This window comes from Desulfosoma sp., from assembly GCF_052743555.1.
Genome location: NZ_JBRAHS010000009.1, coordinates 102844 through 127477, shown reverse-complemented (window position 1 = coordinate 127477; position 24634 = coordinate 102844). Strand labels below are relative to the sequence as shown.

Here is a 24634-nt window from a genome sequence, read left to right as displayed (position 1 = left end):
TGGCCCATCACCCCAGCCCCTGGGCATCAAACGCTCCGGGAATCCACCGAATCCGCGCATCATTGCCCATCCACTGCACGGCCACCACGTCAAAACGCACCGGCATTCCTAACAAACCCCGATGTTTCAGATACCACAGGGCAACGCGCACCACCCGCATCTTTTTGGCTCGGCCGATGGATTCCTCGGCCATGCCCCAGCAAGCGCTTCGATGGGATCGTATTTCTACAAAAACGTACGTCTCCCCGTCCCGAGCGACAAGATCCACCTCGCCCAGAGAGCACCGGACGTTTCTTTCGAGGATTTTCAGGCCCTGCTCTTGAAGGTAGGTCAAAGCCAGAGTCTCGCTGTCACGGCCGGTTCGCACCCGCTGATGGTCCATAAACCGCATCCTTGACAAGGTACACGCCGTGAAATGATCGTCGATGAATGGGACACGGACCGAACCGCCGAAGCGCCTTCAAGTGCTCCGGGGTGGGATAGCCTTTATGACGGGCAAATCCATAATCGGGATATTGTTCGTGGTAGGTGTGCATGAGTTGATCGCGATACACTTTGGCGACAATGGATGCCGCCGCGATGCAAAGGCTGCGCGCATCTCCTTTGACAACGCCTCGATGAGGGCTGGCAAGGGGCAGAGTATAGGGACCGTCAATGAGCACAAGGTCGGGACGGATTTCAAGACCGCCGACGGCTCGAACCATGGCCGCCAAGGTGGCCCGCAAAATATCGGTCCGGTCGATTTCCTCGGCACTCGCCACACCCACACTGACCGAAACGGCTGCCTGCCGAATTTCTTCAGCCAATGCTTCACGGCGTGCGGCCGGCACTTTCTTGGAATCCACCACGCCGGGAAGATCCTTTCCCTCAGGAAGGATCACCGCAGCGGCCACCACAGGGCCGGCCAAAGGGCCGCGCCCCGCTTCGTCCACGCCGGCTAAAAGACGAAAACCCCGCCGGCGGATTTTGTGATCAAAATCGAACCCGTCCTCCGGCGGGGCTTCCAACAAGGTTCTTTGCATGAGCGGACTATCCTGGGCAGCCGCTTGAGAAAATCCGCGGGCTGTGGGCAAGGCTCGTGGAATGACCCAGATCGACTATCGCCGTTCTTTGATGCGAGCCGCCTTGCCCAAACGTTCCCTCAGGTAGTACAGCCGGGCGCGGCGCACGCGACCTTTACGCACCACTTCGATCTTGTCGATCTGCGGCGAATGAATGGGAAAGATGCGCTCCACTCCGATGCCGTAGGAGACCTTGCGCACCGTCAAGCTGGCTCCCACGCCGCCTCGATGCCGACGAATGACCACACCTTCAAAAACCTGAATGCGTTCCTTGTCGCCTTCTCGAATCTTGACGTGCACCTTCACGGTGTCGCCGACGCGAAACTCCGGAATATCCACGCGCATGAGTTCGCGCTCAAGACTCTGAATCACATTGAAACCCATGATCGTCCTCCACTTGTCTACCCCATTGCCGATCCACATGATGCAGCCCGCAGCGCCGGTCACCGGCGTCTTGTCGGGAACTGCGGATCGCTTACATACTCCAAAAAGAGCTGACACGCAAACATCAAAGTGCCGAGGGCCCCTTTTCTCTGAAAAACCGATCCAAAAGGATGGCCGCGGCACATCGCACCGAAAGATGATTGTAATCCCCCCGGCCTTGCACCGGTCTCAAGGTTCCATGGCAGAGCCTCCAGACCTTTTCGGACAACCCCCATCCCGTGCCAAACACCATCATGCCGGGTCGGCCTGTGGCTTCCAAAATCATTCGAGCTTCCGAAGGCGCTACATCCGTGCCGCTGCCCTGTGCCGATGTCGCCCACAGAAACGGAGACCGCCCCTGTTCCCTTTCCACATCGGCAATGGCCTCTTCCAAGGTGGAAGCCACTCGAAGTCGCCGAAGCGCGCGTTCCCTGTCCGGATGCAGTTGTCCACCAATCCCGTGCAGCCAGTGATGGATCAGCCGATGCACCAACGCCTGTTGATCCTTCAGCGGCGTGATCACGTAACAGGCGGGGAGTTCATAGGTGCAGGCAAGCCGGGCAAGGTCGTGCAAATCCAGATTGGTTACGGCGGCCGCGATTTCTTCCCCGCGTCGATTTTTCACTGGGGCATGCACCAGCGCCACGTAAAGCACAGGACCCTTGACCGTCCTGGGGTCGCTCATGAGGCGTTTTCCCCCTCGCGAAGCAACGCCAGGTCCTGTTCGGACAGGTGCAGTCGTGCAAAAAGATCCGGCCGCCTTTTCTGCGTTCTCAAAAGCGCCTGTTGACGGCGCCACCGAGCAATGCGCCGGTGATCTCCGGACAAGAGCACCTCCGGCACCTTCAGTCCTCGAAATTCTTGAGGCCTGGTGTATTGGGGATACTCCAAGATCGGTTCCCGAAAGGATTCCGCCTCTGCCGAAGCTTCATTGCCCAGGACCTCGGGAAGCAGTCGAGCCACAGCGTCGATCACCACCATGGCAGCCAGTTCGCCTCCCGTGAGGATAAAATCCCCAATAGAGACTTCCTCATCAACAAAATACTGCCCCACCCTTTCATCCACGCCTTCGTAACGGCCACACACCAGCACCAGGCGTTTCAAATGGCTGTATCGTCGAGCGGTAACTTGGTCAAAAAGGGAGCCCTGGGGCGTCAGAAGCACCACATGAGCCGAAGGGCCCAGAGGGGCGAGGGCTTCCAGAGCGCGCACAATGGGTTCGGGCTTCATCACCATCCCTTCACCCCCGCCGAAAGGTCGGTCGTCGGTCATCTGGTGCCGATCCGTGGCGTAGTCCCTCAAATTGTGCACGCGAACGGTCACCAACCCTCTTGCTTGCGCCTTGCCCAGAATACTCTCGTTGAGCGGCCCACCCTGGAACATGCCGGGAAAAATCGTCAGGATGTCAAAGATCATTCGATCAATCCTTCCGGGGGATCCACCACCATGATCCCACGGGACACGTCAATCTCGCGAATGATCTCCGTCACGGCGGGCAGCAACACCTCACGGCCTGCGTCCGTCTCCACCACGTAGAGATCGTGAGCTCGGGTTTCCATGATGCCAACCACTCGGCCCAAAGCCACCCCATCTTTCCTCAGCACTCGCAAACCCACCAACTGGTGATGGTAATACTCGCCGTCGTTGAGCGGCGCCAATTCGTCCTCGGGAACCCCCACCTCCAGCCCCACCAACCGCTCGGCAGCATCCACGCCTTCCATCCTTTCAAAGCGCACCAGCCATTCGGCGCCCAAGGGCCGCTTTTCCACAAGACGCAACGGTCGAGGAACCCCGCTCGTGGAGGGTTGCACGAAGAGCCACTGGCCACATTGGCGACGATAGAGGGTATCGCCATAGGGAGCGATCACAACCGCGCCCCGAATTCCATGAGTCCTGACAATTTTTCCCACGGCCACCCAGCGCGGACCGCTCATAGGACCTATTCGATGATTTCCAGAACCGCCCGTTTTCGAATCTTTGTGGATGCGGCACTGAGGATCGTCCGCATGGCGCGGGCCGTGCGACCTTGCTTGCCGATGACTTTGCCCAAATCTTCCTTGGCCACTCGCAGTTCGATGACGGAGGTTTGTTCCCCTTCAATTTCCAAGACACGCACATGTTCCGGCTTGTCCACCAACGCCCGCGCCATGTACTCAATGAGTTCCTTCAGCATGGTCCACCCCTCCGTTTTCTCAGCGCCGCCTACCCTCAGGTCCCTCAGGAAGCCTCCGGCAGACTCACATTCGCATGCTTGCGAATCAGGCTCATGACCGTCCTCGTCGGCTCCACACCTTGTTCGAGCCAATACCGCAGACGCTCCGTATTGAAAGTGACAGTTTCCGGCTGGGTCAAAGGATTGTAGGCTCCAACGCGCTCGATGAACCGACCGTCACGAGGGGCTTCCGAATGGGCCACCACGATGGAATAAAAGGGTCTCTTCTTGCTGCCCCGACGAGCCAATCGAATACGAACCGGCATGATGGTCTTCTCCCTCCTGTTTTGATCACATTACCTCACGGCCCACACGGGCTCAAAACAAATTCTTGCCCTATACACCAGAGGGCTCGACTCACAAAGAGAAAAATGCCTTCACTTTCTTTTTCTTGACCTTCTTTCCTGGTTTACCGCCCCCCATCACCTGCCGCATCATGCGCCGAGCATCTTCGTAGCTACGCAACAGCTGGTTCACTTCCTGCACACTGGTGCCGCTGCCCATGGCAATGCGCCGCTTGCGACTTGCGTTGATGATGGAGGCATCACGCCGCTCTTCTTTGGTCATGGAATTAATTATGGCCTCAGTGCGCACCAAGGCCTTTTCGTCAATCTGCATCTTTTTGAGTTCCTTGAGCATGCCCATGCCGGGAAGCATCTTGAGAATGGATTCCAAGGAACCCAGTTTCTTGATCTGGCGCAGTTGCCGGCGAAAGTCTTCAAGGCTGAAGGAGTTGTCTTGAAACTTTCGCGCCAAATCCAAAGCTTCTTCTTCGTCAAAGGCTTCCTGGGCTTTTTCGATGATGCTCAGCACATCGCCCATGCCCAAAATTCGGGAACTCATTCGGTCCGGGTGAAAAACTTCCAAAGCGTCCAGCTTTTCGCCGACCCCCACAAATTTGATGGGGCACCCGGTCACCGCCTTAATGGACAAGGCCGCACCGCCTCGAGCGTCCCCGTCCAGCTTGGTGAGGACGACCCCGGTCAATTCCAAGGCTTCGTGAAAGGCTCCAGCCACCTGCACCGCGTTCTGACCGGTCATGGCGTCGGCCACCAAAAGGATTTCCTTAGGATGCAGAATGGCTTTGAGGCGCTTGAGCTCCTCCATGAGGTCCGCGTCGATGTGCAGTCGGCCCGCCGTGTCCACAACCACTACGTCACTTCGGCTTTCCTTGGCAAAACCCAAAGCCGATGCGGCAATCTCTTCAGGCTTGTCCTGAAGGGACGCCGCATAGACGGGAATGTGCAGCTGCCGACCCAAGGTCATGAGCTGATCGATGGCTGCGGGGCGATAGACATCGGCTGGAATGAGGCAGGGCTTGCGCCCGCTCTTGGCCAAGTGCCTGGCCAGCTTCCCTGCGGTCGTGGTTTTCCCTGAGCCCTGCAGTCCCACCAACACGATGACCTGAGGCGGCTTGCCGGACAGGTCCAAAGGTATGGCTGTGCCGCCCATGAGCTCGGTCAGGGATTCATGAACGATTTTGATGACCTGCTGGCCGGGCGTGAGGCTTCGCATGACCTCTTGTCCCACGGCCCTTTCAGCAACCCTGGCCATGAAATCTTTGGCCACCTTGTAATGCACATCGGCTTCCAAAAGGGCAAGGCGCACTTCACGCAAAGCGTCCTGAATATTATGTTCCGTGAGTTTTCCATAGCCCTTGAGGCGGCGAAATACCTTTTCTAGTTTCGAGCTCAGGCTGTCAAACATGATCCCGTCCGTTTCTGCGGCTTGCGCTTTGGATTTCTTGGCTTTTTTTTCCGCCGCGGCCCATGCTATATTTTGAACCTGCGTGTGTCAAGAAACGAGAAATCTGAAAGATTTATGCGTTGTCAGACCATCCTGGCACGTGCCCCGTGTCACCCTTGGCATTCGGGCACTCCGGGAAGGCGCGCTCGTTCCAAAGGGCTTCAAAGGCTGAGAGCTTGTCCGAGAATGCCGTTCGAGGTTTCTTGTGTCCGTACTGAGCACTTGTGCGCCGGGAGCAACCCCCAGCGAAGGCGTTCTCTCGGACGGGTTCTCAGGAACGTGGCTGAGAACGCATTTATAACCGTCCACGGGCTGGCACTTTTTTAGGGTCGCATCCAGCTGAAAGAGGCATTTTCGGAATGCCACACTCGGACAACGGGAGGTCGGTCATGGCGGTGATCACCATCAGTAAGGAATATGCATCCCAAAGCGAAGAATTTGCGAAGAAGCTGGCAGACCGTTTGGGCTACGACATTCTTGACCGACAGATCGTGGCCGAAGCAGCCAAGGAGCTGCGCATTTCCCCCAGCGAAGCCCAAAGCTTTCATAAGGAAAGGGAATCCAAGCTGCTGCGCTTCATCGACCGCTACACCTCCAGTGTCGTGCAAAAGGTGGTTGACCGCTCCTATGGCCGGTTGGATGACAAAAGCTATCATGATGTGACCGTCAAGCTGGTGCAGAAAGTGGCCGCCGAAGACAACGTCATCATTCTCGGGTGGGGAGCGCAGTGCATTCTCGCTGATCATCCCAAAGCCATTCATCTACGCTTGGTCAAGACCCTGGAAGACCGCATTCGTTGGCTTCGCGAAAACATGGACATGGACGAGCGCTCTGCTCGAGACCTCATCGAGCGTGAAGAAAGGGAATCGGCGGAATATGTGGAACACTATTTCAACAGAGCCTGGGATGATGCGCACCTGTACCACGCGGTTTTGAACCTCAGCCGCATTCCTCTGGACGACGCCGTGGACTGGGTGGCCCAATGGATCCAAAAAACCACCACCGCTTAAATTTGTGGCCATCGGCACGACGGTGCCTGAAAAGGCTGACATCCATCGTGCTGGCCGCGGGGTGTCTTCCGGGCTTTCTGAACTGGAAGGCTACACCGGTTTGGTCGCAGGAGATCGTTCGGCACCCTGTTCTCGCAGGCACCTGGTACCCGGCCGAGGCCAGGGACCTGCGTTCCACCATCGAGGGGTATCTTCAACAAGCCCGTCTTCACGAAATTGTGCCTTTCGATGCGGATCTTCTGGGCATCGTGGCGCCTCATGCTGGTCTTATGTACAGCGGCCCCGTGGCCGCTTACGCCTACCGAATGGTGCAAGAACGCCCTGTGGATGCCGTCGTGGTGTTAGCGCCAAGCCACCGCGTGGCCTTTACGGGAGTGTCCGTATTTCGCAACGGGCCTTTTGCCACACCGTTGGGCCAGGTGCCCCTGCATACTGAGCTCATTGAATCGATTCTCAACAAGTGCCCCGACGTCCACGACTATCCTCCGGCCCACACCACGGAACATGCCGTGGAGATACAGCTGCCTTTTCTGCAGGTGGTGCTGCCTGTCTTTCGCCTCGTCCCTCTCGTTTTTGGGCACCCTTCTTGGGACACCTGCGAACGGCTCGCGCAAACGCTTCGTGACCTTTCCACATCTTTTCGGTTTCTTGTGGTGGCCAGCACTGACCTTTCCCACTATCACACTGACGAAGAAGCTCGGCGCATAGACGCGCGTGTCTTGGAACGCCTTCGGCACATGGAAGCGCGGGAAATCTGGCAGGAGCTGCGTTCCGGAGTGTGTGAAGCGTGCGGCGCCGCCCCTCTGCTCACTCTCCTGCTTTACGCTCAGAAAATGGGCGCCAAAGAGGTGAGTCTCCTTCGCTACGCCACATCCGCCGATGTCACTGGAGAAAAGAGTCGGGTTGTGGGTTATGCCGCCGCGGCGGTCTGGCACGACGCCGCACAGCAGGCGCAGTCCCCTGTTCAGAACCTCTCAACGCCATCGCCCCCCCCGCGCTTCGGGCGGAAGAAAAAGCCATGCTGATGGCTCTCGCACGGGAAACCCTTGAAGCCAAAATCTTCGGCACGAATCCGCCGAACATCGATCTTTCCACACTTCCGCCGGCTTTGCAGGAACCCTGTGGAGCCTTTGTCACGTTGAAACGCCGTGGGCAACTGAGAGGATGCATCGGGCAGATCGAGGCTCGATGGCCCCTGGCGGTCACCGTTGCACGCATGGCCGTGGCCGCCGCCTTTCATGATCCGCGGTTACCTTCCATGACTCCCGATGAATGGAAAGACGTGGAACTGGAAATCTCCGTATTGTCCCCTCTGGCGCGGCTGCGCGACGCGTCGCAACTCCGAGTGGGAACTCACGGACTCTACCTTCGCAAGGAGACGCAGGCCGGCCTTCTGCTTCCCCAGGTCCCTCTGGAACAGGGCTGGGACGCGGAAACTTTTCTTCGGCAAACATGTCGAAAAGCTGGGTTACCTCCCGAAGCCTGGAAAGACCCGGCTGCGGAAATTTTTGTGTTTACGGCGGAAGTGATCCATGAAAAGTAGCAAGGATTTTTGAAGCCTCCGGCCGTCGCGCTTCGGGGCGTGACCTTCTGCGGTTTCTCGAAAAGAGCTTGTTTGACAATGGCTTGGCCGCAGCCTTTTGGCCTGAAGCCGTAGAAGCGGCGCAAGCCGTAATTCCTTATCGCGCCTTGCGGCGCTCCTTCAAAATGAAACGAAAAGGGCCCCAAAAAGCCATTTTCGGATTTGCTTTTGGAAAGGCAACGGACATGGATCGTCGAACCTTTTGCTGCACCCTACTTCGAGGCACCGTCTGGGCAACGCTTTCGTGGTGCACCGATGCCTTTCGACAACCTTCCAGGGCTTGGGCGCTTTCCTTTCAAAAGGGTTTCATGCAACCTAAGGCGTCTCCCTATTTCACGCCTTTGGGAAACCGCCGCATTCGATGCACTCTGTGCCCTCGAGAATGCGAAGTGGACCCTGGTGAGAGAGGCTACTGCGAGGTGCGGGAAAATCGAAACGGCGTCTACTATTCGCTGGTGTATGGGAATCCGTGTGCCGTCCACGTGGATCCTGTGGAAAAGAAGCCTTTTTTCCACGTTCTTCCAGGGAGCCGATCCTTTTCCCTGGCCACGGCCGGATGCAACCCGGACTGCAAGTTTTGCCAGAACTGGGAAATTTCCCAGGCGCGTCCCGAAAACACACTGAACGTAGCCCTGTCCCCTGAAGACGTGGTGGCTCTGGCCCTGCGGTCTCGATGCGATTCCATTGCTTCCACGTACGTGGAGCCCACCATCTTTTTCGAATACATGAAAGACATCGGTATTCTGGCCTCTCAAGCAGGGATTCTCAATGTCATGCATTCCAACGGCTTCGTCAATTCCCAGCCTTTAAACGACCTCATCCCCTACCTGCACGCCGCCTGCATCGACCTCAAATCCATTCGAGACGACTACTATCGGGACATGACCGAAGGTTTTGTGGGACCGGTCTTGAGCACCCTCAAAGAACTTAAAAAGCATAGGGTGCACACGGAAGTGGTGACCCCTCTGGTCCCGGGCCGCAACGATTCGGAAAAAGATCTGCGGGACCTGAGCCGCTGGGTTCTGCATGCGCTGGGCGAAGACACCCCTGTGCATTTCAGCCGGTTTTATCCCAGGTACAAGCTGCAAAGTTTGCCGCCCACGCCGGTGGCCACTCTGGAAAAGGCCAGGGACATCGCCATGGGTGAAGGCTTGCGCTACGTGTATCTTGGCAATGTCCCGGGCCATCCCGGCGAACACACCTATTGCCCCAAATGCGGCACGGTGGTCATTGAAAGAACCGGATACGCCGTGCGTCTTCAAGCCTTTGACAAGGGACATTGCACTCGATGCGGGACCAGCCTGCCGGGCCTCTGGACCAACCCCCTTAAACCTGCCGAAGGCTCAGTGCGCTGAAGCCAAGGACAAAAAAGAGAAAAACTGCATACAGGTAAAAAACAGCCTGCACACCAAAAGCCGGAACAAGAATAAGCGGCGTCACTGCCGCGGCCACGGCAGCCCCAAGCATGTCGGCTCCATAGAGAAACCCTCCCACAACGCTGCTTGACCATCCCACTCTCTCGGCCACCAAACAACCCAGCGCAAAATGAGCTCCCCCCGCCATGTCTCCAAAGCACGCCAGGGCGGCACACACCGCAAGAACACCCCACAGGGGCCAAAGCCCACCCAGCGCCGAGAATTCGGCCGACAAGCAAGCAAAGACGCTCAAAGCCACAGCGGTCAAGCCGTGCGCGGCAAGAAATGTCCCAAACACTCTTTCCAATGCTCCTTGGTAGCGATGGACAATCAAAGCCCCTGCGGAAAGGCCCGCCATGCAGGCGGTGACCATCACCGTGAGGTGGGCGTAAAGGGCTCCGGCCGCAACCTGATAAAGAAAGAGAAGCAGAATCTGAAAAGCCATCTGGGCGGCTCCCATGCTCCCTACAGCCATGGCCACCGCCAACGGGGCCATAAAAGAACGGCGCAGCAGCCCAATGCCCGCAAAAACCAGGGTCGTGGCACACACGCCGACAATTCCCACTTGCAGTGGAATGGGCGACTCGAACAAGGGTTCCACAAGGTTGTTCACGCCGTGAAAAAACGGCGTCGCCCACACGGCGGTGGCGGCAAGAAAGCCCACAGGGTCCAGGTCGCGATTCCAGCGGATCGCCGTTTCAGAAAAAGCGAGGGATCGAAAGTAGGCCAGACGCACGGGATCCAAGAGGTTTTCCAGACGGTCCGGGCGTACATAGACCGAATTTATGCGGTGCGCGACAAGGCGACCGGATAAGACCCGGTAATCCTCCGTCAGGGCATGGGCTTGCAAAGAACCCACCACGCGAAGGCGTGCCCCTGGATAGACGACCCAATGAGGAAAAACCGATTGAAAGGTGAGGACCATGGCTCGAAAGTACGTGGCCTGGGCCGCCCCAAGCATGTCCTCGGCTCCCGAAACATGGAAACTCACAAGCCCACCCGGGCGCAACACGCCGACTAGGGAATGAAAGAATTCCTTTGTAAAAAATCGGTTCGTGCCGAGAGAAATGGGGTCTCCGGCGTTCAAGAACACCACATCGTACGAACGGCGGGTCGATTCCACATAGCGGCGCATATCGGCTTTGAGCAAAGACACACGACACCCTTCGCCATCAAAAAGGTGGCTCCATGGAACGGTTAAGGTCCAATGCGGGTCCTGGAACAAGACCTCCAGTAGGCTTTCTTGACCAAAGTTCTTTTCAGGATGTTTTCTTTGCAGCTCAGCAAAGAGTTGCACCGTCATGTCCGGATCCACTACATCGATGCGCTCCACAGAGGTGTACCGGCACGCTTCCACAAGCTCTTCTGGACTCACCGCCCCCAGCATCAGGATCCGCTGCGGCCATGAATGCTGAAGCAGGGTCAAGTGGACGGCTTCTTCGGCGCTTTGCGGGTCGGGGTAGGCAAAGAGCCACAAGCCGTCGGCCATGAGGGATTCCTGGATGCCGTCCCGTCGAAGGGCCAGATTGCGGTAAGGGGTGTCTTTTACGGCCACCACTTGAGAACCCCACTGCCATCGGCGGCTGGGCTCTTCCAAAAGCCCCAAGCCACACACGGCAGCGGCCGCCGTCACCGTCACCAGAAACCGCCACAACGGGTTTCGCCCTCGGTCAGCCATCAGCCGCCCGATACCCAATAGGGTCAGGAGCGCCCCGAGAAAGACGGCTCCATAGAGAAGCGGGCCGCGAAAAAACAAAAAAACGTAGAGCCACATCCCTCCAAGGGTGGCTCCAAGGCCTTCATAAGCATACAGGCGATAGGGAGCGTGCGTGGAATCCGTGTCGCCGGCCGAGGCGTAAAGGGCCCAGGCTGATCCGAAAAACACGCCGAAAAGGGCGCAGACGGGCGCCGTCATGAGGGCCGTCATGAGCACCATGCGAATAAAGGAGACCATCTCGCCGAGCGGCAATCCATAAATCCCTCGAGAGGCTCGAATCCATAAGAGCGTTGCAGGAATCAGCACGCCGTAGAGCGAAACCAGCACACCCAAGAGATTCGAACGACGGGGCTTTTGGCGCAACAAGCGGCTGAGGACGCGCCCTGCCACGAGACTTCCCAGCCCGGTCCACACCAGCCAAAAGAACAACAACACACCAACGGTCAGTTCGCTGCCGTAAAAGATCGCCAAACATTCCCGCAGCACAAGGACTTGGGTTGCCGTGGCGGCACACCCTTCACCCAACATGGACACCACGATAAAGGGTGTTCCGTGAAAAATGCGCCGGGGCTTGATCGCGGTCATGACTTCGTCAAAAAAGCGCCTGACAGGCGGTTTCCCTCGGTGGGCGACACCCTACCAGCGTGTATCCTGACAGGCGCACCGCGGAAAGCAGGGATGCAGCGTGCGCAAAGCCTCGTGTTTCCACTTCCAACGTCACCAAGGTGACGTGAATGGGAAGATGCGGGACATGGCGATTGTGGGCAATGTGCAGCACATTGGCGCCTTGGGAGGCCACAACGGCAAGCAATCCGGCAAGGGATCCGGGCACATCCGGCAACTCCACCGTAAGGCGTGCCACGCGGCCGCCTTTGACCAGCCCCTTGGTCAAAATGCGCCCCAAGAGGGGGCTATCCACGTTGCCGCCGCTCACCACCAGAACGATCTTTGCTCCCGAAGGCCATCGAAGACGTCCCATGAGCAGGGCTCCCAAAGGCACGGCGCCGGCTCCTTCGGCCAGGACCTTCTTCCTTTCCAAGAGCAGCAAGATCGCTTCGGCGATGTGTTCCTCATCCACCAAGACCACTTGAGATACGCTGCTGCGGATCGTGGCAAAGGGCTCATATCCCAGTTCCTTGACCGTGATGCCGTCGGCGATGGATTGGCTTCCTTCAACGCGCACCACGCGATCTTCCCGTAGAGCTTGCCAGGCCGAAGGGCACACCTCGGCCTGCACCCCGATGATTTCTGTCTGGGGTCGCACAGCCTTGATGGCGGAGGCAATGCCGGCAATGAGTCCTCCGCCGCCGATGGGCACCAGAACAGCCTGCACGTCGGGACAGTCCTCCAGGATTTCCAAGCCGATGGTCCCTTGGCCCGTGATGATGTCCGCATCATCGTAGGGGTGAATGAAAGTGTAGCCTCGCTCACGGAGTTCCTTGGCCTTTTCGAGGCTTTCTCCCAACGTGCGGCCGTGAAGCAGAATGTGCCCCCCGTAGGATCGCGTAGCTTCCTGTTTGGTGAGCGACGCCCATTCGGGCATCACAATCATGGCCGGAACCCCGGCCTGGCGTGCCGCCAGCGCCACCCCTTGCGCGTGGTTTCCCGCAGATGCCGCCACAACCCCTTTGGGTCCCAGATCCCCTCGGCGCCGAAACATTTTGTAGGTAGCTCCGCGGATTTTAAAGGATCCGGTTTTTTGTAGATTTTCCAGCTTGAGATACACCTCCGCATTAAAAAGGCGACTGAAGGTGGGAGAATAAACCAGAGGGGTTCTGAGAATGCGGCCGTGCAGCACCTGAGCGGCTCGTTGTATGTCCTCCAGGCGGACTCCCATGGCTCAGCTCCTTTCCAGCGTAGGTTCGAGAAAGTTGCTTCCCCCTTCATTTTCGACTTCGTCGGAAGGTATGGGCGCACCGTGCCATGGGGTTTCGCGGCCAGCGCCGTTCCTTCACGATGCACTGTTGGGCGGATTCCTCCGGGCGGCCTTGGTTTCTCGAGTCTATGCTCGAGCAGGTGGCTCATGCCCCCGCCAAGCACCCCGAGCGGCAAGCAAAGCGCACCAGGTGAAGCTTCCCGATGGAGGGACCCCAACAAAAGTCAGGTCGCCTTGCCGACGCTCTACGACAAGGAACCCTTGTCCGCGCAAAGACGCCTCGAGAAAAGGCGCCTGCAGGTCTTGAAATCCTGAGGCAACGAGCGCTCCGTTCTCGGCCACACGATCCACGATGTGCTGCAACAAGGCTTCCCAACACGGCCACGGCACGTTAGCCGCCACGGTGTCAAACGTGCCGCCGATGGCCTCAATGGAACCATGCACCCAGGCTACTCTTTCCTGGAGGCCGTTGGCTTCCGTGTTTTCTCGAGATCGCCCAATGGCCTCGCGGGCAAGGTCCACCCCCACACACCACCGAGCCCCAAGTTTGGCGGCCACCAAGGCCAAAATGCCTGATCCGCACCCCACGTCCAGCACGCGGGCTTCGTCAAAAAAAAGCCGGCTTTTCCAGTCCCCGAAGATTTCTAAACAAAGACGCGTCGTCACATGAAAAGGATGAAAGACATGACGGGTGCGCACTCGAAGCCACACTCTTTGAGGCTCCCACGGCAAGAAAGGACTGACAATGATGGAAGGTATTTTCTTGACGCGCAGTTTCATGATCGAAAACGCCCTGCTTCGTCTCGTTACCTTCTTGCGGAGACCATGGTTCGACCACCGTCAATGAGAGAGACCGTTTCGGCCCATGGCGCACCAGAGGCGCACTGCACACCGGTCACACTTGGGGTGGCGTGGAAGACATGTGGTTTGGCCATGCTTGACCAAAAGTTCGTTGACATGAAGAAGCCAGCCGTCGGGAATACATCGTTCCAGGGCCTTTTGGGTTTCTAGCGGCGTGCGGGTGGCAACGAGGCCCAGCCTGTTGCTGATTCGATGCACATGCACATCCACGGGAATCGCCGGCTTGCGAAACCCATAGACGAGAACGCAGGCCGCCGTTTTGGGGCCAACACCCGGAAGGGCCATCAATTCGGCGGCCTGATCCGGAACGTGGCCGCCATGTCGAGTGACCAGGCACCGCGCCACTTCCTTGAGGCGCCGCGCCTTGGTCTTATAAAAATTCACAGGGCGCACCAAGGACGCAATGTGTTCCACAGGCGCTTCGGCGAGATCCTTGGCTGTTCCGTAGCGATCCAGCAGTGCGCGGGCCGCCTCATCCGTCTTGGCATCCCGCGTGCGATGGGAAAGGAGGGTCCCCACCAGTACGCGAAAAGGATCCCCTTTCGTGTGCCAGTTCCAGGGATGCACACCATACGCATCGGCAAGGGCTTGAAACAATGCCGACAGGTGCCCAGCCAAGGTGTCGGTGTTCGGCGCATCTTTTGACATCACGTCACCCTCACGACGTTCATCCAAAGCAGGTATGCCGTCCATGACGCGCATGAGATCTCGACATCGAAGTCTATACCGACTTTCTTCGAAAGATGGCGATAATTTTCTTGTGTCTTGTTTCGGTCTCGGCTAGAAGGGTGGTGTGGTTGGCGGGATACAAGGTGTTTTCCCGCGTTTTATGGTTGTGTGTACGTGCAGTTGCGGTCGGTTTCCGGGGCCCGCGGACGTTCGGTCTTCCCCTTCCGGACAGGACCACCTCCAGGGAGCCGCCGAACGAGACCCGACGAGGCGTACCAGAGCAGAGAGGAGTTTTGGAACGATGGAAGGCCGAGTCAAGTGGTTCAATGAAAAGAAGGGTTATGGTTTTATCGAGACCGAAAATCAGGGGGATGTCTTCGTCCATTACACGGGTATTCAGGGGGAGGGGTTTCGCACCCTGACCGACGGAGAAGCCGTGAGCTTTGACATCACCGAAACGCCCAAAGGGCCCCAGGCGATCAATGTTCGAAGAATCTAGAACGTCTTACTCATAGCCTTTACGGCGCACCCCAAGGGACTTTCCTGGGGTGTTTTTTATTGAAAGGAATGTTATGAAACACGCATCCCACACAGGATGGAAATTCCTTGCAGCGGCCGCGCTGGTCAGCCTCCTGGGGGTTGGAGTGGTCATGGGCGCCGAGACCTCCAAGGATACAGACAAGAAACCTGCCGCGACGGTGAACGGCAAAGCCATCACTCGAGTCCAATTCGACCGGCAAATGAACGGGGTTCGTGAACGCCTTTTGCACTCGGGGCACCTTTTAAGCGACGTGGAACTTCGGGATGTAAAAACCCGAGTTCTGGAAAGCCTTATTGACCGGGAACTGCTGTACCAAGAAAGCCAAAAGCGCGGCGTCAAGGGTGATATCAAGGCTGTGGATAACCAATTGGCCCAGTTCAAGCAGCGGTTTGAAACCCCGGAAGCCTATGATCAGGCCCTTAAGAGTATGAACCTCACGGAAAACACACTCCGCGAAGAACTGCTCAAGAACAGTGCCATCGATCAACTGGTTCAGGATCGATTCAGCAAAGGAATCACTGTTTCTGACGAGGAAACCAAGGCTTTTTACAAGGACCGGCATGAACTCTTTGAAAAGCCGGAACGGGTCCATGCCCGTCATATTTTGGTGAGTGTCAAGCCTGATGCGACGCCCGAGGACAAGAAGGCGGCGCGTAAGAAGATCGAGGAAATCAAAGGCCGAATCAGCAAAGGGGAGGATTTTGCCGCATTGGCCCAATCCCAATCCGATTGCCCCAGCAAAGAGCGCGGTGGAGACCTGGGCTTTTTCGCCCGCGGACAGATGGTGAAGCCTTTTGAAGAGGCCGCTTTTGCGCTTGAAACCGGCGCTGTCAGCGACGTGGTGGAAACGGATTTCGGCTACCACCTTATTCAGGTCATTGAAAAGAAACCTCCAGAAACCGTGCCCTACGAAGACGTCCAACCAACCATCAGCGAACATTTGCAAAAGCAAAAGGCCCAGCAAAAGGTTGAGGAATTCTTGACCCAAGCCAAGAAAGACGCCAAAATCACGCGAACCGCCGTGGACGAACTATAAACCGACGGCAACGGACAATTTCGCTGCTCAGGATGAAGCGCCCATGGGACATGCCCATGGGCGCGATGGTCAACACACTCTGTGGTTGAGGCTATCCATGGAGGGGCAATCTATGAGCGACGAGATGGAATGCATGTGTCAGGAATGCGGTATTTCTTCGTACTTTAGTGCCCTGGACCTCAGCTATGACGACACACGAGGCTTTACGGGAAAGCGCCTGATCAATAACCTCTTTTGCCCCCATTGCGGCGGTGTTCTTTTCCTGGTAGGGCGAATCGGCGAAGAACCTCGGTACAAAACAGGATAAGGGAAAGTAAGGTGGTGGGCCGCAAGCCCCAGAACGTCCTCCGTGAGGGTTAAGCCCGGCACGGAGGACGCTGTCATGGGCAGAGCTCAGTCGTCGAGCAGCCTGTGGGAGAACTTCTTCAGGAGGAGCGGCGCACGCCGCGATGCCTGATCGCGCCTTGCGACACTCCTAAAGAATGCATCGAAAATGGCCCCAAAAGGCCATTTTCGGGCAAGCTCCTAGAAAGAACAGCCGCAGCTGCAATCCGACGGGCACGGAGCATCGGAGATTTCCACGAGCTCCACGTCGAAATTAAGCGCTTTGCCGGCAAGAAAATGGTTGAGATCCAGAGTGACTGTGGTGTCTGTCACATCCGTTACGGTGGCATACACGGTTTGGTTGTCGCTGGTGGTCAGGGAAAGGACCTGGCCAACGGGCGGGTTGAAATCGGGAGGCAGTTCCGAGCGTTCAAACACCGTGGCCAACCGGTCATCCCGTTCCCCATAGGCCTCTTCAGCGGAAACACGAAACGATTTTTTCTCATGAACGGCCATTCCCAATACCGCGTTTTCAAATCCGGGAATCACATGACCGGAGCCCACTTGAAAGTGCAGCGGCTGGCTACCCTCGCTGGAATCAAAAACCTGACCGTCATCCAATCGCCCCGTGTAGTGCACCTTGACAAAATCGCCTTTTTCCACTCGTTTCATTCGTCTCTCCTTGAGATTCTCATTGCACGCATCCATTCTTTTGCTTCACCCTAGTAACCCTCCAAGGTGAAGTCAAGCAAGGAATGCGTTGCTCTAGGTTGGTTGACACCAGGGGTTGAAGGGGCACCCTTTGCGGTGTCCGACAGCCATCAAGACGGCCGTTTCTAAAAGCTAAAAATAGGAAAGCTCATAGGCAGGAGCGTTCTTTCATGAAGCCGGTGCGATACACAGGAATTCATCATTTGGCTCTGGTGACCCAGGATATGGACCAGACCATTCGGTTCTGGAGAGATCTTTTGGGATTGCCCCTCGTCGTGGCCATGGGGCGCCCGGGATATCGCCACTACTTTTTCGCTCTATCCGAGCACGATACGGTGGCTTTTTTCGAATGGCCTCAGTCGGCACCCGTTCCGGAAAAAGACCATGGGGGTCCCATCAAGGGCCCCATCGCCTTTGATCATGTGTCCTTTGGCGTGGCAGACCGCCATGCGCTCTGGCATCTCAAAGCCCGTTTGGAAGCTGCCGGTTTCTGGGCTTCCGAAGTCATCGATCATGGTTTCGTGCTTTCCCTGTATGCGTTTGATCCCAACGGCATTGCCATTGAATTCAGCTACGCTGTTCCGGAAATGGATGTGAGGCGGGCACCGCGCCTGATGGATCCAAATCCCTCGGTTGTGACCCTGGAGGGCCCCAACCCTCAGCCCCACGTTTGGCCGTTGCCTCAACCCATTCCGGAAGAAGACCGGCAGGTCTATCCGGGGGAAGGCGAGAAGCTGCGGAACCCAGAGAGTCTTTGGAAAACTCTTTGATCCTCTCGGGATCTTTGCATTAGGCCGAATTCTTGGCATGTTTGCATGGGCCGCTTGAAAACGTGTCAGCAATGCGTTAGCTATGGTCGCGTCGGGTGAGGACCTCTCCGCCGCGAACGCCCACGTGCTGACGCCTGCTGTACCGAGAGGAAAAGGGCATGTCTTCAACGCAAACAACCTCGAGTTCCCCCAGAAAGCGTTTTCTCGTTCAGCCTGTCATGTTGCGGGTGGTGGTCGGATTGATCCCATGCCTGGTGGGCGCCGTCGTGTTTTTCGGTTTGCGTGCTCTTGTGGTGACGGGGGTCGTCCTTGCGGCCGGGATGCTCGCCGAAGCGGCTTTTACCCTGCGTCAGGGGAAACCGGTCACTTCCGCGGTCTTGGTCTCCTGCCTCATCTACGCCCTCAGCCTTCCCCCGACGGTGCCTTTGTGGATCGCCGCGGTGGGTATCGTTTTCGGCATCGTATTCGGCAAAATGGCCTTTGGAGGGTTCGGCTACAACATCTACAATCCCGCTATGGTGGGGCGCTGTTTTGTGTACATCAGCTTTCCGCTGGCACTGACAGCGGGCTGGGTGCATCCCTTTCCATCCATGTGGCAGGGCTGGATGTCTTGGCTTCCTTCGGTGGACGCCGTCACCGCCGCCACACCCCTTCGACTGATCCATGCGGGCCAGGCTGTGCCCCTGCTTCCCTTGATCTGGGGCAATATTTCAGGATCCATGGGGGAAACCAGCGCCGTGCTCATTGCTCTGGGAGGCGCTTATATTCTCTACAAGCAGGCGGCTTCGTGGCGTCTGGCCACCGGTTGTCTTTTGGGGGCTTTCCTGGCGGCTTCCACATTTTACGTGCTGCGCATTCCGGGAATTCCCGACCCGATCACCTTCATGATGGCCGGATCCCTTCTCTTTGGAGCCTTTTTCGTGGTCACGGAACCCATCAGCGGGCCCAAGACCAAACCGGCCCAATGGATCTACAGCATGGCCATCGGAGTCCTGACCATAGTGTTGCGCTGCTGGTCGAATTTTCCCGAAGGCATCATGTTTTCCGTCTTGTTCATGAACACGTTCGTTCCGCTCTTGGATCGTGCCGTGCAGAACGCTCAAAAAAGAACGGCCGGTAAAGGGATGCCCTCATGAAAGGACGCATGTTTTCCACCCTCTACATCTTTGTCCTGTCTCTCGTGTTCACCTCCGTGGTCAGCGGGCTGAATGGGATCAATCAGGACCGCATTCGCCTCAATGAGGAACGCAAACGGCAGGCCCTGGTGCTTCACGTGCTCCACATCGCCCTGGATCCTCTGGCCACAGATCAGGACGTGGCCCTCACCTTTTCCCGCAGAGTGCGCACAGCATCCCTAGGGGACCGACCCCTTTATGTCGGGCTGGAGGCCGATGCCTCCACCGTCGTCGGCTACGCGTTTCCCGTGACCGGCCCAGGCTTCTGGGGACCCATCGAAGCCATGCTTGCCGTGGATCCTCAAGGACAAAGCATTTTGGGCATCGCTTTTTATCGACATAGCGAAACCCCGGGACTGGGAGGGCGCATTACGGAAGAGTGGTTTCAAAAGCAGTTTCAAGGTCGTCCTCTGAAGATTCCGCCTGCAGGCATGCGCTTCTTTTACTTCAAGACACCGGGCACCGCCTCAGGTCCTTCCGAGCTGGATGCCATCACGGGGGCGACCGAAACGACGAGGCGCCTGGAAATGTTCCTGGACGAGGAACTGAAAAAGACCATTCCGCTTCTGTTGGAACAAAAGAAGATGCAACGGGTCTGAGGCAAACGGAGAAAGAGGACGCCGGCCATGGCCAAGATTCGGGCACGAACCTTATTTCGCAAAGGCATATGGGAAGAAAATCCGGTCTTTCGACAAATCCTTGGCATCTGTTCCGCCCTGGCCGTCACCAACCTCATGACCAACACGCTGATCATGGGGTTGGGACTGATCTTCGTGACCGCCATGTCCAGCGCCACCGTTTCGGCCTTGCGCAAGATGACGCCGGAACGCATCCGCATGATGGTGCAGGTGTTGATCATCGCCTCTTACGTGATGATGGTGGACATCGTTCTCAAAGCGTACCTTCCAGACATCAGTGAAGCCTTGGGACCTTATGTGGGCTTGATCATCACCAATTGTATCATCATGGGCCGCTGCGAAGGTTTTGCCAGAAGCAACGCCGTATGGCCGGCGTTTCTTGACGGCGTGGCCTCAGGTGTCGGCTACGCCCTCGTGCTTCTCGTGATCTCCACGGTGCGAGAACTTTTAGGTTTCGGCACCCTTTTCGGCGTCCACGTGATGCCTTCCGGATGGGTCCCATGGACCATTATGATCATGGCCCCGGCGGGCTTTTTCATGTTGGCCGCCTTCATCTGGATTGCCTATGTTTTGGAGCACAAGAAATCGGCGAGCAAATCCTGAGGGCATGCCCCAAGAGGCCTATTCGGAGTGGGTGTGGTGCAACTCGGCGGCGGTGCCGGACGAGCTTCCTGGAGCGAGTCCCAGCCACCTTCAGTAGGAGCGTCGCAAGGCGCAATGTTTTATCGCACCGTGCACCGCTTCGACCGCCTCAAGCCTAAAGGACGTCGTTAACTCTTGTCTTAATCATTGTTGGACACGCTTCCAGGCGCTTCTTCGGCAATGCACAATGCAGCTGGTCTCGGCTCCATAACGGGCCGAAATGGCAAGGCAGTAAATGGGGAACGAGTCATGGAAAATCCATTAAGCGCTCCACTGATTTTCTTTGCCTCCATCTTTACCAACAACATCCTCTTGGCCAACTTTCTGGGCATGTGCTCCTTTCTGGCCATTTCCAGGGAACTTCCCTCGGCCGTGGGGCTCGGGCTGGCCGTCACTTTTGTCATGACCTGCACGACGGCGCTGAACTACCTCGTCTACCATTATCTTCTCGTGCCGTTTCAGCTCGTGCACTTTCGATTCATCGCCTTTATCATCGTCATCGCGGCCTTTGTGCAGCTGGTGGAAATGATCATCGATCGTTATGCACCGCGCCTGTACGTCGTTTTGGGCGTCTTTTTACCTCTCATTACGGTGAACTGCGCCATTCTTGGCGTCTGCCTCTTTATGGTTATTCGAAAATACAATTTTGCGCAGTCGGTGGCTTACGGTTTTGGAGGCGGCCTCGGTTGGCTTCTTGCCATTGTGGCCCTGGCAGGCATTCGAGAAAAGCTTAAGAAAGCCCCGATACCCAAGGCTTTGGAAGGGCCCGGCATCAGCCTTATAGTGGCCGGACTCATGGCTCTGTCGTTCATGGCCTTTAGCGGCATGATTCCCATGGGATGAGGCCCACGGAGATGACCCTTGTATTCGGATTGCTCTTGCTCAGCGCCTTGTGTGCCGTGCTGGCGTTGCTTTTGGAGGCCGCCAACACCGTCTTTGCCGACTACGGCCCGTGTCGGATCACCATCAACGAAGGGGCCAAGGAATTCACGGTCAAGGGTGGCGGCCGCTTGCTGAGCACCCTGATGGACCAGGGGGTGTTCATTCCTTCCGCGTGCGGCGGCCGAGGCAGCTGCGGTCTGTGTAAAGTGACGGTTCTCGAAGGCGGAGGGCCGATCCTGCCCACCGAAACACCATACATGAACGATGAGGAGTTGCGGCGCGGAACCCGGTTGTCCTGTCAGGTTCGCCTTCGAGGCGATGTACGACTTGAAATTCCCGAAGCTTTTTTCCTAATTAAGGAATTCCGCACGCAGGTCGTGGGCCTGAAACCGCTCACTCCTTTCATCAAGGAAGTCCATTTGAAACTTATTGAACCTCAGGAAATCGTATTCAAACCCGGGCAGTTTATTCAATTTCAGGTCCCCGAATATGAAGGATCCTCGGAACCGGTGTATCGCGCTTATTCCATCGCTTCCCCGGCCAGTCTCAACACCGAGATCAAACTGGTGGTCACACGTGTGGAACGAGGGATCGCTACCACTTACATTCACGACATCCTTAAGGTGGGTGAAGAGGTAATCATTAACGGTCCTTACGGCGATTTCTACTTGCGCCGCTCAGATCGGCCCATGGTCATGATCGGGACAGGTTCCGGCCTCGCCCCCCTCATGTCCATTCTCTACCAAATGGCCGAAGAACCCATTGACCGTCCATGCACCCTCTATTTCGGTGTCCGCAGCCAGCAGGATCTTTTTTACCAGGATGAGATCCACGGGCTGATGCGCGCGCTGCCGCGCTTTCGGTACGTGCCGGTCCTGTCGGAGCCCTCTTTGGAAAATCACTGGGATGGGGAAACCGGGCTCGTCACCGATGCCGTGGCTCGTGACGTGACCGACGGATCCCAATTGGAGGCGTATCTTTGCGGAAATCCCTTGATGATCAACGCCGCCGTCAAACTGCTCACGGCAAATGGCGTCACCGAAGACCGCATCTTTTTCGACAAGTTCGGTTAGAAGTCATGGACTGCCCAACAGTCACAGAAAGGGAAGTGCGCGGCCCATGGGAAAATATCCCGTCTATCAAAGCCCTCAACTGGACGAGGTGGAACAGCGCATGCGGCGCCTCGAGGCTCAGCACGGTTACCTCGCTGACGACCCAAGGGCGCTGGTCACCATCCTCACGGAAGATGAGCGCACCGTCAAGGCCTTGGGCCTCACGCACCAAGCCATTGCCCATCGATTGCGCTCGCTGACAGAAGCCGCAAAACAGGCGTTGGGCGGCCCTGTGGTGGTGGAAAATCTGTGGCGCGTCGTCGTACAGGATTTCCGAGGACGCCTCCCCTGTCCCTGGGGACATCCGGGGCTTTATCCCAAAACCCATGTGGTCGTGGAACGCCTAGACACAGGGGAAACTCTGCAATGGACCGACCTTTCCATTCATCTCATTGAAACCCACGGGTTTTATCAGGGTCTGGGGAGTCCCTACCGACTGGATCCGCTCAAAACGGCCTCATTTTGTGCTGTCTCGCCCGAATGAGGGGCCCTGGAAGCCTGGGACCCGTGCATCGCGGCCATTGAGCGCATCGGCTTTATCCAAAAAGTCTCAAGAGCCGCAGGACCCCAAGAGCCCGTATCAAAGTGCGGCCCTTGGAAACCGTCCGAGAATGGCTTTTCGGGGCCGTTTTCGTTGCATTTCGTGCGAGCGCCGCAAGGCGCGATGAGGCGTCGCGGCGTGCGCCGCTTCTACTGAAGTTTGTTTCGGAGATGGCTTTAGAAGGCTTTGGATCTCATTGCGAATTTCGTGTGCCCAGATCCTTCCATCAATGCCACCCAACCGCTTGCCGATCTTGGCTGTCGCACGAGCAGGTCTTGCGGGCAAGGGAACGTGAGAACGCGATCCCTTCGTGGACCCGGTGGCGGTGGGGCCATTTTTAAGACAGTGCGTTCTTGGGCAGGCTTCGATGACCATCGGATGAGAACGGCACAGTGTCTGAGAAAAAACCTCTCAGCGCTCGAGAGCCTTGAGCTGGACGCCTTGAGCGGCCAAGGACGCTTCATCCAAGAGTAAAGGAAACCCTTTGGAGACATGCAACTCCAAGGCTTTTTTCGAGCCTTCCGTGATGATCAACGCATGAACCCCGGGCAGTGATTCCACCAAAGGCATCCCTGCCTCGGCTCCCAAAACCATAATGCCAGTGGCCAAGCCATCCGCATAGGCGGCACTTTCGGCCATGACGGTGACGCTGGCCGTCTCCCGTGCGCTGAAGCCACTTCGAGGATCGATGATATGGCTGTAACGTTCTCCATCCACAAGAAAGTACCGTTCATAATCGCCCGAAGTGACCATAGCCATGTCAGACATGGTCAGGACAGCCAGCAATTGTTTGGAATCTCTGGGATGTTGCAGGCCCACCCGCCACGGCTGCCCATCAGGCTTGCTGCCATAGGCGAAGATGTCTCCACCTGCATTGACGAGAGCCGCGGCCATGCCGTAGCCTTTGAGCACACGCACAGCTCGATCGATGGCAAAACCTTTGGCGATGCCGCCCAGGTCCAGAGCCATGCCAGAGATCGCAAAGAAAACGCTTCGATCTTTTGAAGACACCACCAGATGGCGGTACCCTACGCGGGACAAAACTTCCTGAAGAGCCTCACTGGAGGGCAGCGTTTTTTCGTTTTTGTAAAAAGGCCAAAGGTTCATGAGCGGGCCCACCGTGATGTCAAAGGCTCCATGAGTGATCTGGGAAATGTGTAAAGAGAGTTCGATCACCTGAAAAAGCTCCTCTGAGACCGTCACCGGGTGACGGGACGCTTCTTCGTTGAGGCGGTTGAGCTCGCTGTCTTTTCGAAAGACGCTCATCATGGCCTCCAGGCGCGCCATTTCGTCAAAGGCAGCATCGAGAGCTGCATAAGCACGGCGAGCATCCTGAGAAACTACGGCCATACCCACGGCCGTCCCCATTAAAGGCCTGGTCGTCTGAAAGATTTCATAGTTCCGCCCACATGATGCCGCCAGCAATCCCAGAAAGACGCCAAGGATAATGCCTATCCTATGAAACATCTTTTCATGACCTTTCTTCATGCGGGCCACAAAAGGAATGCGTCTCTTTAAAGCCCATCATGGCCCGGAACCGTCCCGGCTTCTTTTGTCGTGGATCAAAGAAAGTAAATCTTGTAAGCTGCGGTGCAATGTGAATGGCCCTCAAGAGTGCTTGGCCGATTCGGTCGGGGCGGCCCACGCAAAGACAAGCAGGGCGGCACGCCACAACCCCCAAGTCACGGAA

The 24634-nt window shown here is 57.1% G+C and carries 29 protein-coding genes; 14 read left to right on the top strand and 15 right to left on the bottom strand.

Annotated elements, in window-relative coordinates; genetic code table 11:
• Positions 1–7 precede the first annotated feature (7 nt).
• From ACUVSA_RS07655 to ffh, 9 genes are all read right to left on the bottom strand, one after another.
• A complete protein-coding gene (locus ACUVSA_RS07655) occupies positions 8–382 on the bottom strand; it encodes a YraN family protein (protein WP_445894363.1) in 375 nt (124 codons plus the stop codon).
• On the bottom strand, positions 351–1022 hold the full coding sequence (locus tag ACUVSA_RS07650) for a ribonuclease HII (RefSeq protein WP_445894362.1): 672 nt from the start codon (positions 1020–1022) through the stop codon (positions 351–353). Before ACUVSA_RS07650 ends, ACUVSA_RS07655 begins: the two co-directional genes overlap by 32 nt.
• Before the next feature lie 75 nt (positions 1023–1097).
• A complete protein-coding gene (gene rplS / locus ACUVSA_RS07645) occupies positions 1098–1445 on the bottom strand; it encodes a 50S ribosomal protein L19 (RefSeq protein ID WP_445894361.1) in 348 nt (115 codons plus the stop codon).
• 124 nt (positions 1446–1569) lie between these two features.
• Positions 1570–2169, bottom strand: coding sequence for an RNA methyltransferase (locus ACUVSA_RS07640; RefSeq protein ID WP_445893108.1), 600 nt, complete (start codon positions 2167–2169; stop codon positions 1570–1572).
• Positions 2166–2900 (bottom strand): tRNA (guanosine(37)-N1)-methyltransferase TrmD, encoded by a 735-nt coding sequence (trmD, locus tag ACUVSA_RS07635; RefSeq protein ID WP_445894360.1) that lies wholly within the window; start codon positions 2898–2900, stop codon positions 2166–2168. Before trmD ends, ACUVSA_RS07640 begins: the two co-directional genes overlap by 4 nt.
• Complete coding sequence (gene rimM / locus ACUVSA_RS07630) at positions 2897–3418, bottom strand: ribosome maturation factor RimM (protein ID WP_445894359.1); 522 nt, start codon at positions 3416–3418, stop codon at positions 2897–2899. The genes trmD and rimM overlap by 4 nt, the downstream gene beginning before the upstream one ends.
• A gap of 5 nt (positions 3419–3423) precedes the next feature.
• On the bottom strand, positions 3424–3657 hold the full coding sequence (locus tag ACUVSA_RS07625; protein ID WP_445894358.1) for a KH domain-containing protein: 234 nt from the start codon (positions 3655–3657) through the stop codon (positions 3424–3426).
• Positions 3658–3701: 44 nt separating this feature from the next.
• A complete protein-coding gene (gene rpsP / locus ACUVSA_RS07620; RefSeq protein ID WP_445893104.1) occupies positions 3702–3962 on the bottom strand; it encodes a 30S ribosomal protein S16 in 261 nt (86 codons plus the stop codon).
• A gap of 91 nt (positions 3963–4053) precedes the next feature.
• Positions 4054–5403: a signal recognition particle protein gene (ffh, locus tag ACUVSA_RS07615; protein WP_445894357.1), complete on the bottom strand. Its 1350-nt coding sequence runs from the start codon at positions 5401–5403 to the stop codon at positions 4054–4056.
• 398 nt (positions 5404–5801) lie between these two features.
• On the opposite strand from ffh, the gene ACUVSA_RS07610 reads away from it, so the two are divergent.
• The 4 genes from ACUVSA_RS07610 to amrS all read left to right on the top strand — a co-directional run bounded on the left by ACUVSA_RS07610 (position 5802) and on the right by amrS (position 9389).
• Complete coding sequence (locus ACUVSA_RS07610) at positions 5802–6452, top strand: cytidylate kinase-like family protein (protein ID WP_445894356.1); 651 nt, start codon at positions 5802–5804, stop codon at positions 6450–6452.
• 2 nt (positions 6453–6454) lie between these two features.
• Positions 6455–7477, top strand: coding sequence for an AmmeMemoRadiSam system protein B (gene amrB / locus ACUVSA_RS07605; protein WP_445894355.1), 1023 nt, complete (start codon positions 6455–6457; stop codon positions 7475–7477).
• On the top strand, positions 7471–7995 hold the full coding sequence (gene amrA / locus ACUVSA_RS07600; protein WP_445894354.1) for an AmmeMemoRadiSam system protein A: 525 nt from the start codon (positions 7471–7473) through the stop codon (positions 7993–7995). The genes amrB and amrA overlap by 7 nt, the downstream gene beginning before the upstream one ends.
• A gap of 224 nt (positions 7996–8219) precedes the next feature.
• A complete protein-coding gene (gene amrS / locus ACUVSA_RS07595) occupies positions 8220–9389 on the top strand; it encodes an AmmeMemoRadiSam system radical SAM enzyme (RefSeq protein WP_445894353.1) in 1170 nt (389 codons plus the stop codon).
• Here the strand turns inward: amrS and ACUVSA_RS07590 are convergent.
• The 4 genes from ACUVSA_RS07590 to ACUVSA_RS07575 form a co-directional block, all read right to left on the bottom strand.
• The gene (locus ACUVSA_RS07590) at positions 9361–11751 is read right to left on the bottom strand and encodes a spermine/spermidine synthase domain-containing protein (protein ID WP_445894352.1); all 2391 of its coding nucleotides are present in this window, start codon (positions 11749–11751) and stop codon (positions 9361–9363) included. The two genes, amrS and ACUVSA_RS07590, sit on opposite strands and share 29 nt — an antisense overlap.
• 7 nt (positions 11752–11758) lie before the next feature.
• A complete protein-coding gene (ilvA, locus tag ACUVSA_RS07585; protein ID WP_445892766.1) occupies positions 11759–13003 on the bottom strand; it encodes a threonine ammonia-lyase in 1245 nt (414 codons plus the stop codon).
• Positions 13004–13168: 165 nt separating this feature from the next.
• Positions 13169–13822, bottom strand: coding sequence for a 50S ribosomal protein L11 methyltransferase (locus tag ACUVSA_RS07580; protein WP_445894351.1), 654 nt, complete (start codon positions 13820–13822; stop codon positions 13169–13171).
• A 60-nt stretch (positions 13823–13882) separates the two neighbouring features.
• Complete coding sequence (locus ACUVSA_RS07575; protein ID WP_445894350.1) at positions 13883–14605, bottom strand: endonuclease III domain-containing protein; 723 nt, start codon at positions 14603–14605, stop codon at positions 13883–13885.
• A 268-nt stretch (positions 14606–14873) separates the two neighbouring features.
• On the opposite strand from ACUVSA_RS07575, the gene ACUVSA_RS07570 reads away from it, so the two are divergent.
• The 3 genes from ACUVSA_RS07570 (at position 14874) to ACUVSA_RS07560 (ending at position 16456) form a co-directional block, all read left to right on the top strand.
• Positions 14874–15071 (top strand): cold-shock protein, encoded by a 198-nt coding sequence (locus tag ACUVSA_RS07570; RefSeq protein ID WP_123289343.1) that lies wholly within the window; start codon positions 14874–14876, stop codon positions 15069–15071.
• Positions 15072–15144: 73 nt separating this feature from the next.
• The gene (locus ACUVSA_RS07565; protein WP_445892769.1) at positions 15145–16149 is read left to right on the top strand and encodes a peptidylprolyl isomerase; all 1005 of its coding nucleotides are present in this window, start codon (positions 15145–15147) and stop codon (positions 16147–16149) included.
• 97 nt (positions 16150–16246) lie between these two features.
• On the top strand, positions 16247–16456 hold the full coding sequence (locus ACUVSA_RS07560) for a hypothetical protein (RefSeq protein ID WP_445894349.1): 210 nt from the start codon (positions 16247–16249) through the stop codon (positions 16454–16456).
• A gap of 218 nt (positions 16457–16674) precedes the next feature.
• Here the strand turns inward: ACUVSA_RS07560 and ACUVSA_RS07555 are convergent, their stop codons facing one another.
• Complete coding sequence (locus ACUVSA_RS07555) at positions 16675–17145, bottom strand: FKBP-type peptidyl-prolyl cis-trans isomerase (RefSeq protein WP_445892771.1); 471 nt, start codon at positions 17143–17145, stop codon at positions 16675–16677.
• A 209-nt stretch (positions 17146–17354) separates the two neighbouring features.
• Between ACUVSA_RS07555 and ACUVSA_RS07550 the strand changes: the two genes are divergently transcribed.
• The 7 genes from ACUVSA_RS07550 to ACUVSA_RS07520 all read left to right on the top strand — a co-directional run bounded on the left by ACUVSA_RS07550 (position 17355) and on the right by ACUVSA_RS07520 (position 22887).
• A complete protein-coding gene (locus ACUVSA_RS07550; RefSeq protein ID WP_445894348.1) occupies positions 17355–17954 on the top strand; it encodes a VOC family protein in 600 nt (199 codons plus the stop codon).
• Positions 17955–18112: 158 nt separating this feature from the next.
• Entirely contained in the window at positions 18113–19090 is a 978-nt protein-coding gene (locus ACUVSA_RS07545; protein WP_445892773.1) for an RnfABCDGE type electron transport complex subunit D, read from the top strand.
• On the top strand, positions 19087–19728 hold the full coding sequence (locus ACUVSA_RS07540; RefSeq protein WP_445892774.1) for an FMN-binding protein: 642 nt from the start codon (positions 19087–19089) through the stop codon (positions 19726–19728). Before ACUVSA_RS07545 ends, ACUVSA_RS07540 begins: the two co-directional genes overlap by 4 nt.
• 27 nt (positions 19729–19755) lie before the next feature.
• Positions 19756–20370 (top strand): electron transport complex subunit RsxE, encoded by a 615-nt coding sequence (rsxE, locus tag ACUVSA_RS07535; RefSeq protein ID WP_445892775.1) that lies wholly within the window; start codon positions 19756–19758, stop codon positions 20368–20370.
• Between the two features lie 288 nt (positions 20371–20658).
• On the top strand, positions 20659–21252 hold the full coding sequence (locus ACUVSA_RS07530; protein WP_445892776.1) for an NADH:ubiquinone reductase (Na(+)-transporting) subunit E: 594 nt from the start codon (positions 20659–20661) through the stop codon (positions 21250–21252).
• An 11-nt stretch (positions 21253–21263) separates the two neighbouring features.
• On the top strand, positions 21264–22364 hold the full coding sequence (locus ACUVSA_RS07525) for an NADH:ubiquinone reductase (Na(+)-transporting) subunit F (RefSeq protein ID WP_445894347.1): 1101 nt from the start codon (positions 21264–21266) through the stop codon (positions 22362–22364).
• A 46-nt stretch (positions 22365–22410) separates the two neighbouring features.
• Positions 22411–22887, top strand: a complete 477-nt coding sequence (locus tag ACUVSA_RS07520) for a hypothetical protein (protein WP_445892778.1) — start codon at positions 22411–22413, stop codon at positions 22885–22887.
• 468 nt (positions 22888–23355) lie between these two features.
• Here the strand turns inward: ACUVSA_RS07520 and ACUVSA_RS07515 are convergent, their stop codons facing one another.
• Positions 23356–24411: an FAD:protein FMN transferase gene (locus ACUVSA_RS07515; protein WP_445892779.1), complete on the bottom strand. Its 1056-nt coding sequence runs from the start codon at positions 24409–24411 to the stop codon at positions 23356–23358.
• Positions 24412–24634 lie beyond the last annotated feature (223 nt).

What these genes read in the sequence shown, in the direction of transcription:
- ACUVSA_RS07545 (WP_445892773.1), top strand. Translation starts at nt 18,113, where the DNA reads ATGTCTTCAACGCAAACAACCTCGAGTTCCCCCAGAAAGCGTTTTCTC.
- rplS (WP_445894361.1), bottom strand. Translation starts at nt 1,445, where the DNA reads ATGGGTTTCAATGTGATTCAGAGTCTTGAGCGCGAACTCATGCGCGTG.
- ACUVSA_RS07640 (WP_445893108.1), bottom strand. Translation starts at nt 2,169, where the DNA reads ATGAGCGACCCCAGGACGGTCAAGGGTCCTGTGCTTTACGTGGCGCTG.
- ACUVSA_RS07515 (WP_445892779.1), bottom strand. Translation starts at nt 24,411, where the DNA reads ATGTTTCATAGGATAGGCATTATCCTTGGCGTCTTTCTGGGATTGCTG.
- ffh (WP_445894357.1), bottom strand. Translation starts at nt 5,403, where the DNA reads ATGTTTGACAGCCTGAGCTCGAAACTAGAAAAGGTATTTCGCCGCCTC.
- amrS (WP_445894353.1), top strand. Translation starts at nt 8,220, where the DNA reads ATGGATCGTCGAACCTTTTGCTGCACCCTACTTCGAGGCACCGTCTGG.
- ACUVSA_RS07520 (WP_445892778.1), top strand. Translation starts at nt 22,411, where the DNA reads ATGGGAAAATATCCCGTCTATCAAAGCCCTCAACTGGACGAGGTGGAA.
- rimM (WP_445894359.1), bottom strand. Translation starts at nt 3,418, where the DNA reads ATGAGCGGTCCGCGCTGGGTGGCCGTGGGAAAAATTGTCAGGACTCAT.
- ACUVSA_RS07550 (WP_445894348.1), top strand. Translation starts at nt 17,355, where the DNA reads ATGAAGCCGGTGCGATACACAGGAATTCATCATTTGGCTCTGGTGACC.
- ACUVSA_RS07540 (WP_445892774.1), top strand. Translation starts at nt 19,087, where the DNA reads ATGAAAGGACGCATGTTTTCCACCCTCTACATCTTTGTCCTGTCTCTC.
- ACUVSA_RS07655 (WP_445894363.1), bottom strand. Translation starts at nt 382, where the DNA reads ATGGACCATCAGCGGGTGCGAACCGGCCGTGACAGCGAGACTCTGGCT.
- ilvA (WP_445892766.1), bottom strand. Translation starts at nt 13,003, where the DNA reads ATGGGAGTCCGCCTGGAGGACATACAACGAGCCGCTCAGGTGCTGCAC.
- ACUVSA_RS07565 (WP_445892769.1), top strand. Translation starts at nt 15,145, where the DNA reads ATGAAACACGCATCCCACACAGGATGGAAATTCCTTGCAGCGGCCGCG.
- rsxE (WP_445892775.1), top strand. Translation starts at nt 19,756, where the DNA reads ATGGCCAAGATTCGGGCACGAACCTTATTTCGCAAAGGCATATGGGAA.
- ACUVSA_RS07650 (WP_445894362.1), bottom strand. Translation starts at nt 1,022, where the DNA reads ATGCAAAGAACCTTGTTGGAAGCCCCGCCGGAGGACGGGTTCGATTTT.
- ACUVSA_RS07575 (WP_445894350.1), bottom strand. Translation starts at nt 14,605, where the DNA reads ATGCGCGTCATGGACGGCATACCTGCTTTGGATGAACGTCGTGAGGGT.
- rpsP (WP_445893104.1), bottom strand. Translation starts at nt 3,962, where the DNA reads ATGCCGGTTCGTATTCGATTGGCTCGTCGGGGCAGCAAGAAGAGACCC.
- ACUVSA_RS07590 (WP_445894352.1), bottom strand. Translation starts at nt 11,751, where the DNA reads ATGACCGCGATCAAGCCCCGGCGCATTTTTCACGGAACACCCTTTATC.
- ACUVSA_RS07555 (WP_445892771.1), bottom strand. Translation starts at nt 17,145, where the DNA reads ATGAAACGAGTGGAAAAAGGCGATTTTGTCAAGGTGCACTACACGGGG.
- ACUVSA_RS07580 (WP_445894351.1), bottom strand. Translation starts at nt 13,822, where the DNA reads ATGAAACTGCGCGTCAAGAAAATACCTTCCATCATTGTCAGTCCTTTC.
- ACUVSA_RS07625 (WP_445894358.1), bottom strand. Translation starts at nt 3,657, where the DNA reads ATGCTGAAGGAACTCATTGAGTACATGGCGCGGGCGTTGGTGGACAAG.
- ACUVSA_RS07560 (WP_445894349.1), top strand. Translation starts at nt 16,247, where the DNA reads ATGGAGGGGCAATCTATGAGCGACGAGATGGAATGCATGTGTCAGGAA.
- ACUVSA_RS07610 (WP_445894356.1), top strand. Translation starts at nt 5,802, where the DNA reads ATGCCACACTCGGACAACGGGAGGTCGGTCATGGCGGTGATCACCATC.
- amrA (WP_445894354.1), top strand. Translation starts at nt 7,471, where the DNA reads ATGCTGATGGCTCTCGCACGGGAAACCCTTGAAGCCAAAATCTTCGGC.
- ACUVSA_RS07570 (WP_123289343.1), top strand. Translation starts at nt 14,874, where the DNA reads ATGGAAGGCCGAGTCAAGTGGTTCAATGAAAAGAAGGGTTATGGTTTT.
- trmD (WP_445894360.1), bottom strand. Translation starts at nt 2,900, where the DNA reads ATGATCTTTGACATCCTGACGATTTTTCCCGGCATGTTCCAGGGTGGG.
- ACUVSA_RS07530 (WP_445892776.1), top strand. Translation starts at nt 20,659, where the DNA reads ATGGAAAATCCATTAAGCGCTCCACTGATTTTCTTTGCCTCCATCTTT.
- ACUVSA_RS07525 (WP_445894347.1), top strand. Translation starts at nt 21,264, where the DNA reads ATGACCCTTGTATTCGGATTGCTCTTGCTCAGCGCCTTGTGTGCCGTG.